General features: G+C 73.1%; 16 protein-coding genes. All 16 read left to right on the top strand.

The window, feature by feature from the left end; genetic code table 11:
- Nucleotides 1-21: 21 nt before the first annotated feature.
- The 16 genes from ACGFSC_RS37095 (at nt 22) to lgt (ending at nt 12,078) form a co-directional block, all read left to right on the top strand.
- A complete protein-coding gene (locus ACGFSC_RS37095) occupies nt 22-468 on the top strand; it encodes an NUDIX domain-containing protein (RefSeq protein ID WP_359910217.1) in 447 nt (148 codons plus the stop codon).
- Between the two features lie 179 nt (nt 469-647).
- Entirely contained in the window at nt 648-1,217 is a 570-nt protein-coding gene (locus tag ACGFSC_RS37090) for a hypothetical protein (RefSeq protein WP_359910215.1), read from the top strand.
- Between the two features lie 80 nt (nt 1,218-1,297).
- A complete protein-coding gene (gene hisI, locus ACGFSC_RS37085; RefSeq protein WP_359910212.1) occupies nt 1,298-1,669 on the top strand; it encodes a phosphoribosyl-AMP cyclohydrolase in 372 nt (123 codons plus the stop codon).
- A 38-nt stretch (nt 1,670-1,707) separates the two neighbouring features.
- Nucleotides 1,708-3,231, top strand: a complete 1,524-nt coding sequence (locus tag ACGFSC_RS37080) for an anthranilate synthase component I (protein WP_359910209.1) — start codon at nt 1,708-1,710, stop codon at nt 3,229-3,231.
- Between the two features lie 20 nt (nt 3,232-3,251).
- The gene (locus tag ACGFSC_RS37075; protein WP_359910206.1) at nt 3,252-3,797 is read left to right on the top strand and encodes a Uma2 family endonuclease; all 546 of its coding nucleotides are present in this window, start codon (nt 3,252-3,254) and stop codon (nt 3,795-3,797) included.
- A 136-nt stretch (nt 3,798-3,933) separates the two neighbouring features.
- Nucleotides 3,934-4,464 (top strand): TIGR02234 family membrane protein, encoded by a 531-nt coding sequence (locus ACGFSC_RS37070; protein ID WP_392864761.1) that lies wholly within the window; start codon nt 3,934-3,936, stop codon nt 4,462-4,464.
- Between the two features lie 136 nt (nt 4,465-4,600).
- The gene (locus ACGFSC_RS37065) at nt 4,601-4,864 is read left to right on the top strand and encodes an HGxxPAAW family protein (RefSeq protein WP_359910200.1); all 264 of its coding nucleotides are present in this window, start codon (nt 4,601-4,603) and stop codon (nt 4,862-4,864) included.
- 102 nt (nt 4,865-4,966) lie between these two features.
- Nucleotides 4,967-5,407 (top strand): DUF2752 domain-containing protein, encoded by a 441-nt coding sequence (locus ACGFSC_RS37060; RefSeq protein WP_359910197.1) that lies wholly within the window; start codon nt 4,967-4,969, stop codon nt 5,405-5,407.
- Nucleotides 5,408-5,788: 381 nt separating this feature from the next.
- Nucleotides 5,789-6,595, top strand: coding sequence for an indole-3-glycerol phosphate synthase TrpC (gene trpC / locus ACGFSC_RS37055; protein WP_359910194.1), 807 nt, complete (start codon nt 5,789-5,791; stop codon nt 6,593-6,595).
- Between the two features lie 10 nt (nt 6,596-6,605).
- Entirely contained in the window at nt 6,606-6,755 is a 150-nt protein-coding gene (trpM, locus tag ACGFSC_RS37050; RefSeq protein ID WP_188296911.1) for a tryptophan biosynthesis modulator TrpM, read from the top strand.
- 68 nt (nt 6,756-6,823) lie between these two features.
- Nucleotides 6,824-8,086, top strand: coding sequence for a tryptophan synthase subunit beta (gene trpB / locus ACGFSC_RS37045; protein WP_359910191.1), 1,263 nt, complete (start codon nt 6,824-6,826; stop codon nt 8,084-8,086).
- Nucleotides 8,087-8,088: 2 nt separating this feature from the next.
- Nucleotides 8,089-8,913, top strand: a complete 825-nt coding sequence (gene trpA, locus ACGFSC_RS37040; RefSeq protein WP_359910188.1) for a tryptophan synthase subunit alpha — start codon at nt 8,089-8,091, stop codon at nt 8,911-8,913.
- 231 nt (nt 8,914-9,144) lie between these two features.
- Entirely contained in the window at nt 9,145-9,348 is a 204-nt protein-coding gene (locus tag ACGFSC_RS37035) for a hypothetical protein (protein WP_359910185.1), read from the top strand.
- 128 nt (nt 9,349-9,476) lie between these two features.
- Nucleotides 9,477-9,986 (top strand): MauE/DoxX family redox-associated membrane protein, encoded by a 510-nt coding sequence (locus ACGFSC_RS37030; RefSeq protein WP_359910182.1) that lies wholly within the window; start codon nt 9,477-9,479, stop codon nt 9,984-9,986.
- A gap of 80 nt (nt 9,987-10,066) precedes the next feature.
- Complete coding sequence (locus ACGFSC_RS37025) at nt 10,067-10,930, top strand: thioredoxin domain-containing protein (RefSeq protein ID WP_359910179.1); 864 nt, start codon at nt 10,067-10,069, stop codon at nt 10,928-10,930.
- A gap of 119 nt (nt 10,931-11,049) precedes the next feature.
- Complete coding sequence (lgt, locus tag ACGFSC_RS37020) at nt 11,050-12,078, top strand: prolipoprotein diacylglyceryl transferase (protein WP_359910176.1); 1,029 nt, start codon at nt 11,050-11,052, stop codon at nt 12,076-12,078.
- The last annotated feature ends 143 nt before the right edge of the window (nt 12,079-12,221 follow it).

The following is a 12,221-nucleotide window of genomic DNA, read 5'->3' as shown; positions in this document are numbered from 1 at the left end:
CTCGAACCGGCCACGGAGTCGATGACCTTGCTGGTCGCGGCTGTCATCGTCCATGATCTCGAAGCCCAGCGGGTCGTTCTCCTGCGGAGAGGGCCCAAGGCGAAGTTTGCGCAGGGCATGTGGGATCTGCCGGTTGGCAAGAACGAACCCGGCGAGCCGATCACGGAGACCGCGGTGCGTGAGCTCAGGGAGGAGACAGGACTCGTTGTCAGCCCTGAGGATTTGTGCCTGGCCCACGTCATCCACGGGGCCCGGGGCGTCGAGGCGCCCAACGGCTTTCTGACCGTCGTCTTCGCCGCTCATCGGTGGTCCGGCGAACTTGCCAACGGGGAGCCTGACAAGCACTCGGAAGTGGCGTGGGTCGGTGTCGATGCCGTACCGGACGAATTCGTCTCCACCACTAAGGGGGCACTGATCAGCTACCTCGGCGATGGTCCGAGCATTTCCCTCGACTCATGGCAGGGTTGACTGTGGTGTGGGCTCTCGGCATGCCGAGAGCCCACACCGGAATCCCGTCCATCTGAATAGCTTTTGTTCTCCTGAGGGAGTGTCCCACGGCATCGCTGCAGGTGTGGATGGCAGCCCGGATGAGGGGAGTTCGGCGAACTGCCTGCCGGGGAGGGGACGGGTGGGCCATCCTCGTGGCCATGACCTCCGAGCAGTCGCCGTCCGCAGGCGGGCCCCGCCCGTCCCGCGGCCTGGTCCTCACCGTCGCCGCCGTGCTGGTCGTCCTGCTCGCGGTGGTGGCCACCGCGGTGCTGTGGCCGGACGACAAGAAGCCGGCCGCCGCGCCGCCGCCGCCCACGCCGACTCCCACGGCCACCCAGACACCGACACCCACCCCTACGCCCACGCCGCAGCCGCCGTACGCGTTCTTCCCGGTCGGCGCCTGCTTCGACCACCCGCAGCTGAGCCCGGTGATCACCAAGCCCGAGGAACGCCCCTGCGCCGGCGACCACGACGGCGAGGTGATCGCCGACCTCAAGCTCGCGGACGGCATCACCGGCGACATTCCGCTCGCGCTCGCCATGCGGGACGGCTGCAAGGAGGCCGAAGCCGCCGCCAAGGCCCGGCAGGGCGACGGGAAAACCTACTACGGCCGCCAGTTCGGCCCGGCGACCGCCAACTACCAGCAGGGCTGGCGCGACTACACCTGCACCCTGACCGCGAGCAACAAGCAGGGCGGCCCCAAGCTCACCGGGCAGTTGCACCCGTAACGGCCCCGTTGCCGGCGGCGCTCCGGCGCGGGGAGCGCCGCCCCGCAGGGCAGCCGGGGCGGGCTGACACAATGGTGCTCATGTCCACCACACCCGCCGCCCCCGGCAGCACCGCCCTCGCACCCGAGATCGCCGCGCGGCTCAAGCGCTCCGAGGACGGGCTGGTCCCGGCCATCGCCCAGCAGTACGACACCGGCGAGGTGCTGATGCTCGGCTGGATGGACGACGAGGCGCTGCACCGCACCCTCACCACGGGCCGCTGCACCTACTGGAGCCGCAGCCGCCGCGAGTACTGGGTGAAGGGCGACACCTCGGGCCACGTCCAGGCGGTCAAGTCGGTGGCCCTGGACTGCGACGGCGACACCCTGCTGGTGAAGGTCGACCAGACCGGTGCGGCCTGCCACACCGGCGACCGCACCTGCTTCGACGCCGACGTGCTCCCGCTGTCCTGACCCCACCCCGTCCACAACTCCAGAAGGTGCCGCCCGTCATGGATCTCGAAGCCTTCCGCAAGCTCGCCGTCGACACCCGGGTCATCCCGGTCACCCGCAGGCTCCTCGCGGACGGCCTCACCCCGATCGGCCTCTACCGCAGCCTCGCCGAGGAACGCCCCGGCACCTTCCTGCTGGAGTCCGCCGAGCAGGGCCGCAGCTGGTCGCGCTACTCCTTCGTGGGGGTGCGCAGCGCCGCCGCGCTCACCGTCGGCCCGGACGGCGGGGCGCGCTGGCTCGGCAGCCCGCCGGTCGGCATCCCCACCGCCGGCGACCCGCTGGAGGTGCTGCGCGCGACCCTGCAGGCCCTGCACACCCCGCGCCGGCCGGACGACGGCCTGCCGCCGCTCACCGGCGGCCTGGTCGGCTACCTCGGCTACGACATCGTCCGCCGGCTGGAGAAGCTGCCCGACCTCAACCCGGACGACCTGGGCCTGCCCGAGCTGACCATGCTGCTCGCCACCGACCTCGCGGTGCTCGACCACGTCGACGGCACGGTGCTGCTGATCGCCAACGCCGTCAACCACAACGACCTGGCCAGCGGCGTGGACGAGGCCTGGGCGGACGCGGTGGCCCGGCTGGACGCGATGGAGGCCGAGCTGTTCAAGCCGGTCGACCCGGGCCTGGCCACCTTCACCCCGGCCGGCCCCGGCGAGGTGCACTCGCCGTTCGGCGGCGAGCCGTACCGGGCCGCGGTGGAGGAGATCAAGGAGCGGATCCGGGCCGGCGAGGCCTTCCAGGTGGTGCCCTCGCAGCGCTTCGAGGCACCCTGCCCGGCCTCCGCGCTGGACGTCTACCGCGTGCTGCGCACCACCAACCCCAGCCCGTACATGTACCTGTTCCGCTTCCCCGGCCCGGACGGCGGGACCGAGGGCGGCTTCGACGTGGTCGGCTCCAGCCCGGAGGCGCTGGTCAAGGTCAGCGACGGCGAGGCGATGCTGCACCCGATCGCCGGCACCCGGCACCGCGGCGCCACCCCGCACGAGGACGCGGAGCTGGCCGCCGAACTGCTCGCCGACCCCAAGGAGCGGGCCGAGCACCTGATGCTGGTGGACCTGGGCCGCAACGACCTCGGCCGGGTCTGCGAGCCGGGCAGCGTCGAGGTGGTCGACTTCATGCACATCGAGCGCTACAGCCACGTGATGCACATCGTCTCGACGGTGACCGGCAAGGTCGCCCCGGGGCGCACCGCCTTCGACGTGCTGACCGCCTGCTTCCCGGCCGGCACCCTCTCCGGCGCGCCCAAGCCCCGGGCGATGCGGATCATCGAGGAGCTGGAGCCCACCCGCCGCGGCCTGTACGGCGGCTGCGTCGGCTACCTGGACTTCGCCGGGGACTCGGACACCGCGATCGCGATCCGCACCGCCGTGCTGCGCGGCGGCACCGCGTACGTGCAGGCCGGCGCGGGCGTGGTCGCCGACTCCGACCCGTACGGCGAGGACACCGAGTGCCGGAACAAGGCGGCCGCCGTGCTGCGCGCCGTCGCCACCGCCAATACGCTGCGGAGGCCGGAACTGTCCTGAGGTGCGAGGAGGCGGCCGGGATGCCCGAGGTGCCGTACGACGAGCTGCGCTGGGCGGTCGTGCTCGGCGCCGCCGGACAGCTCGGCGAGCAGCCGGCGGGCCACGGCCGGGTGCTCTCCGGGGTGGCGGTCGACTTCCCGGGGGCACCCGGCGCTCCCGCTCCCGCACCCGCACCCGCTCCGGGGTCGGGTTCCGCTCCCGCTCCCGGGTCGGGTTCCGTACCCGAACCCGGCACGGTGCTCGCCCCGGACCTGGCCGTGCTCGCCCGGGACGCGGTGCGGGGCGGTCGTGGCCGGTTCGCCGCGGCCGGGGTCGAGGCGGTGCTGGAGGTGGCCCGGCCCGGCCTGGCGGAGGCGGCGAGGGCGTACGCGAGCAGCGGCGTGCCGCTGTACGTGGTGGTCGATCCGGTGGCGGCGGTCTGCACCGTGCACACCGCGCCGTCCCCCGAGGGCGTGTACCGGGAGGCGGAGCGGGTGCCGTTCGGCAACGACCTGTTCCTGCCGCTCGGCGGCCGGACGGTGGTGCTGCGGACGGACGACTTCCCCACGCCGTCCGCGACGCCGTGACCCACCCCGGTCCCGCCCCGTGACCCGCTCCGTTCCCCACCCCGGGTACGGACCGGGGCGTCGGCCGGGGGATAGTGGACGGGTGACTGAGCAGACCCCCGCCCCCGCCAAGCCCGGCCGCCGCACCCTCGGCGTGATGCTGCTGCTGACCGTGCTGAGCGCCGTGCTGGTGCTGACCGCGGTCGGGCGGACCTGGGCCGAGGGCCGGGCCGGCACCCTGGACGTGTCCGTCAGCGGCGGAAAGATCTCCGAACTGCCCGGCGGGCTGGCCCTGGTGGGCCTCGCCGCGGCCGTCGCGGTGTTCGCGGTGCGCGGCGTCGGACGGCTGGCGGTCGGCTCGCTGACGCTGCTGGCCGGGCTGGGCGTGGCCGCCGCCTCGGTGGCCGGTGCGGGCGACACCGCCGCGCTGGACACCGAGGCCGCCCGCAAGCTGGCCCTGACCGGCTCGGCGGCCACCGAGGTCTCGCACACCGCCTGGCCCTGGGTCGCGCTGGTGGGCGGGCTGCTGCTCGTCCTGGCCGGACTGCTCACCCTGCGCTACGGCCGGGGCTGGCCCGCGATGGGCAGCCGCTACGAGGCGCCGACCCGCAAGGCCCCGGCGAAGACCGACACGCCGGGGGACCTGTGGAAGGCCCTGGACCGGGGCGAGGACCCGACCGCGGTGTGAGCTGCGCGCATGTGACGCGATAGACCCGCCACCCGCTTTGGGCCACCGGTGTGTGGCCCGGCACAATGGAACCCGTCAACCCGCCGGCGGCCCCGCAGGCCCGGCCGGGCCCCGAGAGCCAAGGAGCACCACTCAGATGGCAGCAGCAGCACACGGCCACACCCCCGCCGCCTGGACCGGCGTCGTCATCTCCTTCGTCGGCTTCGGCATTGCGGGCGTCGCGATGATCCTGCCGTCGGTGCTGCTCGTCTGGGTCGGCCTGGCGGTCGTCCTGGCCGGCGGCGTGGTCGGCAAGGCCATGTCCATCGCGGGCATGGGCCAGCAGGCCAGCACCAACGTCTACAAGTCGGCCGAGGAGCAGGTCGCGGCCCGCGAGGCCCGCGCCGCCGTCGCCGCCTGACGACGGGTTCGTCGCACCACACGTTTGTCGTACATCGGAACGGCGGGCGCGCCACGCCCGCCGTTTCGTCGTGTCCGGGCCCGACCCGGGCAGAATCGGGGCGTGACCTCCGCCCCCACCGCTTCCGCCCCGCCGCCCGTGCTGCGCCGGCTGAGCCCGCCGCTGACCGCGCTGGCGGCGGTGGCCGTCCCCACCGCCTACGTCGCCGTGGTGGACCCGAACACCCCCGGGCACTACCCCGACTGCCCGTTCCTGACCGCCACCGGCTGGTGGTGCCCCGGCTGCGGGGGGCTGCGCTGCGTCCACGCGCTGACCCACGGGGACCTCACCGGCGCCCTGCACGACAACGCCGTCGCCGTCCTGCTGTTCGGGGTTCTGGCGGTGCTCTGGCTGCGCTGGGGCTGGGCCGCGCTGACCGGCGGGCCGCCACCCAGGACCACCGTCGGGGCCCGGCGATGGGTGCTGATCGCGCTGCTGGTGCTGGTGTTCACCGTGGTGCGGAACTCGCCGGTCGGCGCCGGGCTGGCACCGCCGCTGGTGTGATCGAGCCCGTCGGGCCGTTCTGCCGAGCCGGGCCGTGAACCGCCCGTTCCCGGCCGTCAACCGCCCGTTCCGGGCCGTGAACCGCCCGTTCCCGGCCGTCAACCGCCGTCAACCGCCGTTCCCGGCCATCGGCCCCCGCTTCCCGGCCACCGGTCGGTTCCGGCCGGAAGAGCGTCCTGAACCGGTGCGAAGTCCGTCCGAAAACCGGTGTGGGGCCGGTGAAGCCGCAGCTGGGGACCGCCGTTGCGGGCGTCCGGTCCGCAAGACGTGGTTCGAACCGATGCGCCCCCCGCCCCCGGGTGCCGATACCATCGAAGTGCCGGTGGGCCGTCGCCCGCCGACTCGCGCCGACCAACTGGCAGAAAAGATGGGGGCTCCTGAGTGAGTGTGCTCGACTCGATCATCGAAGGGGTCCGCGAGGACCTCGCCGAGCGACAGGCCCGGGTCTCCCTGGACGAGCTCAAGGAGCTCGCCGCCAGGGCACCGGAGGCCAAGGACGGCGTCGCCGCCCTCAGGGGCGACGGGGTCCGGGTGATCTGCGAGGTGAAGCGCTCCAGCCCGTCCAAGGGCGCCCTGGCCTCGATCGCCGATCCGGCCGCCCTGGCGGTCGACTACGCGGCCGGCGGTGCCGCCGCGATCAGCGTGCTGACCGAGCAGCGCCGCTTCGGCGGGTCGCTGGCCGACCTGGACGCCGTCCGCGCCGCGGTGGAGACCCCGCTGCTGCGCAAGGACTTCATCGTCACCGCCTACCAGCTGTGGGAGGCCCGTGCGCACGGCGCCGACCTCGCGCTGCTGATCGTCGCGGCCCTCGACCAGCCGGCCCTGGTGTCGCTGATCGAGCGCGCCGAGTCGATCGGCCTCACCCCGCTGGTCGAGGTGCACGACGAGGAGGAGATCAAGCGCGCGGTGGACGCCGGCGCCCGGATCATCGGCGTCAACGCCCGCAACCTCAAGACGCTCGAAGTGGACCGCAACACCTTCGAGAACGTGGCCCACGCCATCCCGGACGGTATCGTCAAGATCGCCGAGTCCGGCGTGCGCGGCCCGCTGGACGTGATCAACTACGCCAACCTCGGCGCCGACGCGGTACTCGTCGGTGAAACCCTGGTGACCGGCAAGGACCCGCGTGCCGCGGTCGCCGACCTGGTCGCCGCCGGGGCCCACCCCGCCGTCCGGCACAAGGACTGACACCCATCCCATGAAGATCGCCGCCCGACTCGCCCCCGGTTGCCGCCCGCGCGGCTGCCGCGCACCCGCACGCCGGGTGCTGGGGCGTCGGGTGCGGTACGTCATCGGGTGCGAGCCCGGGCAGGTGCCGGGGCGGCGATGGCGCGTGACGTCCGGCTGAATCCGGTCCGGCCGACCTCCGGCCGGGAAGACGTCATCGTCGTCCATCTCCGTTCAAGGGAAACCACCATGTCCGAAAAGGACTACCTGCCCGGCGCCCAGGTGCCGGACGCGCGCGGCTACTTCGGCGCGTACGGCGGCCGCTTCATCCCCGAGGCGCTGGTCGCCGCGGTCGAGCAGGTCGCCGAGGAGTACGAGAAGGCCAAGGCCGACCCGGCCTTCGCCGCCGAGCTCGACGCGCTGCTCAAGGACTACACCGGGCGCCCGAGCCCGCTGACCGACGTGCACCGCTTCTCCGCCGAGGCGGGCGGCGCGCGCGTCCTGCTCAAGCGCGAGGACCTCAACCACACCGGCTCGCACAAGATCAACAATGTGCTGGGCCAGGCGCTGCTCACCAGGCGGATGGGCAAGACCCGGATCATCGCCGAGACCGGTGCCGGCCAGCACGGCGTGGCCACCGCGACCGCCTGCGCCCTGTTCGGCTTCGACTGCACCATCTACATGGGCGAGGTCGACACCGAGCGCCAGGCGCTCAACGTCGCCCGGATGCGGATGCTCGGCGCCGAGGTGGTGGCCGTCAAGTCCGGCAGCCGCACGCTCAAGGACGCCATCAACGAGGCGTTCCGGGACTGGGTCGCCAACGTCGACTCCACCCACTACCTGTTCGGCACCGTCGCCGGGCCGCACCCGTTCCCGATGATGGTCCGGGACTTCCACCGGATCATCGGCGTCGAGGCGCGGCAGCAGGTGCTCGACCGGACCGGCCGGCTGCCGGACGCGGTCGTGGCCTGCGTCGGCGGCGGCTCCAACGCGATGGGGATCTTCCACGAGTTCATCCCGGACGCCGGGGTGCGCCTGATCGGCTGCGAGGCGGCGGGCGAGGGCGCCGAGACGCCCCGGCACGCGGCCACCCTCACCAAGGGCGACCCGGGGGTGCTGCACGGCTCCCGTACGTACGTCCTCCAGGACGAGGACGGGCAGACCGTCGAGTCGCACTCGATCTCGGCGGGGCTGGACTACCCGGGGGTCGGGCCGGAGCACGCCTGGCTGAAGGACACCGGGCGGGCGGAGTACCGGCCGGTCACGGACGACGCCGCGATGCAGGCGCTGCGGCTGCTGTCCCGCACCGAGGGGATCATCCCGGCCATCGAGAGCGCCCACGCGCTCGCCGGGGCGCTGGAGCTGGGGCGCGAGCTCGGGCCGGACGCGACCATCCTGGTCTCGCTGTCGGGGCGCGGCGACAAGGACATGCACACCGCGGCCGAGTACTTCGGCCTGTACGACGAGCAGGCCGGCGGCGCGGGCGACGGCGCCGCCGAGGGGGGTAAGTGATCATGACTTCCAAGCTGAGCGCCGGCAAGCTGAGCGGTGTCCTGGCGGCGGCCAGGGCCGAGGACCGGGCCGCGCTGATCGGGTACCTGCCGGCCGGGTTCCCGACCGTGGACGGCGGCATCCGGGCGGTCAACGCGCTCATCGAGGGCGGCTGCGACGTGGTCGAGGTCGGGCTGCCGCACTCCGACCCGGTGCTGGACGGCGCGGTCATCCAGACCGCCGACGACATCGCGCTGCGGGGCGGCGTGCGGATCAAGGACGTGCTGCGGACCGTCCAGGAGGTCGCCTCGGCGCACCCCGAGGCCGCGGTGCTCGTGATGACGTACTGGAACCCGGTCGACCGCTACGGCGTGGCGCGGTTCGCGGCGGACCTGGCGGCCGCCGGCGGCGCCGGGTGCATCCTGCCGGACCTGCCGGTGGAGGAGTCCGAGGAGTGGCGCAAGGCGGCGGACGAGCACGGGCTGGACACCGTGTTCGTGGTCGCCCCCAGCAGCAAGGACGCGCGGCTGGCGGAGGTCACGGCGGCCGGGAGCGGGTTCGTGTACGCGGCCGCGGTGATGGGCGTGACCGGGACGCGGTCGGCCGTCGGGTCGATGGCCGAGGACCTGGTCGCCCGGACCCGGGCGACGACGGACCTGCCGGTCTGCGTCGGGCTCGGGGTGTCGGACGCGGTGCAGGCGGCCGAGGTCGCCCGGTTCGCGGACGGCGTGATCGTCGGGTCGGCGTTCGTGAAGCGGATCCTGGCCGCGGGCGAGGACGAGGCGGCGGCGCTGGACGCGGTGCGGGCCCTCGCCGGAGAGCTGCGGCAGGGCGTCCGCAGGAGCTGACGCGGTAGGAACATCCGGCCGACGGCCCTCCACTCCTCGGGGAGTGGAGGGCCGTCGGCTTTTCGCGGGGCGTGGGTACGGGCGCGCGGCTCCACCCCGCGCTCCGACCGGGCTGCGGACCCGAACGGGTGAACAAGGGGTGGGGACACGCATCAGCCGGGGTTGACGGACGTTGAGTGGAGGGAGGAGTGCACGAACGGTTGCGGGTGACGAGCGGAAAGGGGTGAGCCGGTGCGGGGTCTCCAGCGGGCCGTTCTGCTGCGGGCGGCGGCAGCCGTGCTGGCGCTCGGCGCCGCGGTCGGGGTGCACGTGGAAGTGGGGCACGCGCTGGCCAGGCGCGGGGCCGAGCGCGCGGAGCGGGAGGCGGTGGCGTGCGCGGAGGCGGCCCGGCATCCCGATCTGTTCGAAGCGGGGTGGCCGGCGGGGTGCCGCTGACGCGCAGGTGTTCGGTCCATTCGGACAGAACGTCACCCATCCGGCTTCATTCCTGAATGCGGAGGAACCCCCCTTCATTCCTTGCGGTTCATCAGGGAGTGAACGAGTTTCCCGAGGGGGGTTCCCTGATGACCGCGCAGCCCGGTGGCTCCGCGCCCACGCCGCGGGCGCCGAGACCGGTGCCGGCCTGGAGCGAGTGGCTCGGCACGGTCGTGCGGCTCGGCCTCGCGGTGGTCTGGGGATGGGCCGGGCTGGCGAAGGTCTCCGACCCGGCGGAGGCCGCCCAGGCCGTCCGGGCCTACGAGATCCTGCCCGAGGGCCTGGTCAAGCCGATCGGCTACGGCCTGCCGTTCCTGGAGCTGGCCCTGGCCGTGCTGCTGGTGGTGGGCCTCGGCGTCCGGCTGGTGGCCGGGGTCTCCGCGGTGCTGCTGCTGGTCTTCATCGCCGGGATCGCCTCCGCCTGGGCGCGCGGCATCTCGATCGACTGCGGCTGCTTCGGCGGCGGCGGGCACGTCGACGAGTCCCGGACCGAGTACCTCCAGGAGATCCTGCGCGACACCGGGTTCCTGCTGCTGGCCGGGTGGCTGCTGTGGCGGCCCCGCACCCGGCTGTCGGTGGACGCCTGGCTGGCGAACTGACCCCCCTCACCCCCGCACCGGCGAGCTGACCCCCACACCCCTGCACCCGACGAAGGCCCCCGACCGTGGATGTCAAGGCAATGAGCGAGAAGAACCGAGAAGGCAAGCGCACCGCCCGCGAGCGGATGCTGGAACAGCGGGCGGCCGAGGAGGTCTCCTCCCGGCGCAAGAAGAAGCTGATCGTGGGCGGTTCCGTGCTCGCGGTGATCGCCGCCGCGGTGATCGTCGGCGTCGTGGTGCAGAACCAGCGCTCCAAGCCGGAGACGCCGACCGCCGTCCCGGCCGGGACGATCGGCGACAAGAACCTGGTCATCCCGGTCGGCGCGGGCAACGCGCCCTCCGTCCTCACGGTCTACGAGGACCCGCGCTGCCCCGCCTGCGGCACCTTCGAGCGCGAGTTCTCGTCCACCATCGACCAGCTGGAGGACGCCGGGAAGATCTACACGAACTACCACATCGTGTCGTTCATCGACCGGGCCGTGGGGGGCAAGGGCTCCAAGACCGCCGCCAACGCCCTGGGCTGCGCCCAGGACGCCGGGCACTTCCGGGACTTCCACGACGTGCTGTACCGCAACCAGCCGGACGAGACCAACGACGCCTTCGGCGACAAGGCCGTGCTGCTCAGCCTGGCCAAGCAGGTCAACGGCCTGGACACGCCCGAGTTCCAGTCCTGCGTCAACGACAACAAGTTCGGCGGGTGGGTGTCCGCGGTGCAGCAGGACTTCGACAAGTCCAGCTTCAAGTCCACCCCGACGGTGCTGCTCAACGGCCAGCCGATCTACCCGAAGAACGGCAGCGAGGAGATCACCCCGGCCAACCTGGTGGCCTGGGTGGACGCCGCGAACCAGGGCAAGCAGCCGGGTACGGCGGGTTCGCACGGGCAGACCCCGGCGCCGACCAGCACCGCTTCGGAGGCCAACAACCCGTCGCCGGCGGCCGGCTGAGCCCGCTCCGCCGCGCCGCTCCCTCCCCGTCCGGAGGGGGCGGCGCCGCCCGTTGTTCGGCTTCTGTGACCACAAGGGGCCCCGAACGGGCCGTCGGACCCTGTAGCGTCGGAACTGCCATGGATATCGCCTACATTCCCAGCCCGTCGCGGGGCGTCCTGTACCTGGGACCGATCCCGCTGCGCGCCTACGCCTTCTGCATCATCCTCGGTGTCGTCGTTGCCGTCTGGCTCGGCAGCAAGCGCTGGGTCGCCCGGGGCGGTGCCAAGCACACCGTCGGCGACATCGCCGTGTGGGCCGTGCCGTTCGGCCTGGTCGGCGGCCGCCTCTACCACGTGATCACCGACGGTGGCCGGCTGTACTTCGCCGAGGGGAAGAACCCCTGGGACGCCCTCAAGATCTGGGAGGGCGGCCTCGGCATCTGGGGCGCCGTCGCGCTGGGCGCGGTCGGCGCCTGGATCGGTGCCCGCCGCCGGGGCGTGCCGCTGCCCGCGTACGCCGACGCCATCGCACCGGGCATCGCGCTCGCGCAGGCGCTGGGCCGCTGGGGCAACTACTTCAACCAGGAGCTGTACGGCCGGTCGACCACCCTGCCGTGGGGCCTGGAGATCGACAAGACGCTGGCCAACGGCGAGGTCGTGAAGGGCGTCTACCACCCGACCTTCCTGTACGAGTCGCTGTGGTGCGTCGGCGTCGCGGTGCTGGTGATCTGGGCGGACCGCCGGTTCACGCTGGGCCACGGCCGGGCGTTCGCGCTGTACGTGGCCGCGTACACGGTGGGCCGGTTCTGGACCGAGTGGCTGCGGATCGACGAGGCGCACGTCTACTTCGGCCTGCGGCTGAACGACTGGGTGTCCATCGGGGTGTTCGTCGCCGCGGTGGCGTACTTCGTGATCGTGGGCAGGACGCGGCCCGGGCGGGAGGACCCGGCGAGCATCGATCCGGCCGCGCACCTGGAGGCGGAGGACGCCGGGTCCGGCGAGAAGAGCGGCACGAGCGAGAAGAGCGGGAAGAAGGCCGAGGAGAAGGCCGACGGGAAGGCCCCGGAGAAGGCCGACGGGAAGCCGGTGCTGCGCGAGCCGGCCGGGCCCGTGGCCGGCGGGGCGGCCGCCGAGACGGTCGGCGAGGACGTCAAGAACCCCATCTGACCTGGGGCTTCCCCCGGCCGAGGCCACCCTTCGCGAGGTTTGCGAAGGGTGGCCTCAGTGGTGTTCGGACAGCCTTACTTTGCTGGAAATGCCCAGGTCAGGCGGGCTACGTTCAGGGCTGACGAACCACGACGGAGGGGAAC

This window comes from Kitasatospora sp. NPDC048715 (assembly GCF_043198905.1).
In the GTDB taxonomy this organism is placed as follows: Bacteria; Actinomycetota; Actinomycetes; order Streptomycetales; family Streptomycetaceae; genus Kitasatospora; species Kitasatospora lactacystinica.
Note: the sequence above shows the minus strand (reverse complement) of the source record. Positions and strands in the feature narration are given on the sequence as shown.

Excerpts from the sequence above, each read along its gene's own strand:
- ACGFSC_RS37065 (WP_359910200.1), top strand. The coding sequence starts at position 4,601 with ATGGCAGCAGCAGCACACGGCCACACCCCCGCCGCCTGGACCGGCGTC.
- ACGFSC_RS37025 (WP_359910179.1), top strand. The coding sequence starts at position 10,067 with ATGAGCGAGAAGAACCGAGAAGGCAAGCGCACCGCCCGCGAGCGGATG.
- ACGFSC_RS37030 (WP_359910182.1), top strand. The coding sequence starts at position 9,477 with ATGACCGCGCAGCCCGGTGGCTCCGCGCCCACGCCGCGGGCGCCGAGA.
- trpB (WP_359910191.1), top strand. The coding sequence starts at position 6,824 with ATGTCCGAAAAGGACTACCTGCCCGGCGCCCAGGTGCCGGACGCGCGC.
- hisI (WP_359910212.1), top strand. The coding sequence starts at position 1,298 with ATGTCCACCACACCCGCCGCCCCCGGCAGCACCGCCCTCGCACCCGAG.
- lgt (WP_359910176.1), top strand. The coding sequence starts at position 11,050 with ATGGATATCGCCTACATTCCCAGCCCGTCGCGGGGCGTCCTGTACCTG.
- ACGFSC_RS37090 (WP_359910215.1), top strand. The coding sequence starts at position 648 with ATGACCTCCGAGCAGTCGCCGTCCGCAGGCGGGCCCCGCCCGTCCCGC.
- trpM (WP_188296911.1), top strand. The coding sequence starts at position 6,606 with ATGAAGATCGCCGCCCGACTCGCCCCCGGTTGCCGCCCGCGCGGCTGC.
- ACGFSC_RS37070 (WP_392864761.1), top strand. The coding sequence starts at position 3,934 with ATGCTGCTGCTGACCGTGCTGAGCGCCGTGCTGGTGCTGACCGCGGTC.
- ACGFSC_RS37080 (WP_359910209.1), top strand. The coding sequence starts at position 1,708 with ATGGATCTCGAAGCCTTCCGCAAGCTCGCCGTCGACACCCGGGTCATC.
- ACGFSC_RS37075 (WP_359910206.1), top strand. The coding sequence starts at position 3,252 with ATGCCCGAGGTGCCGTACGACGAGCTGCGCTGGGCGGTCGTGCTCGGC.
- trpA (WP_359910188.1), top strand. The coding sequence starts at position 8,089 with ATGACTTCCAAGCTGAGCGCCGGCAAGCTGAGCGGTGTCCTGGCGGCG.
- ACGFSC_RS37095 (WP_359910217.1), top strand. The coding sequence starts at position 22 with ATGACCTTGCTGGTCGCGGCTGTCATCGTCCATGATCTCGAAGCCCAG.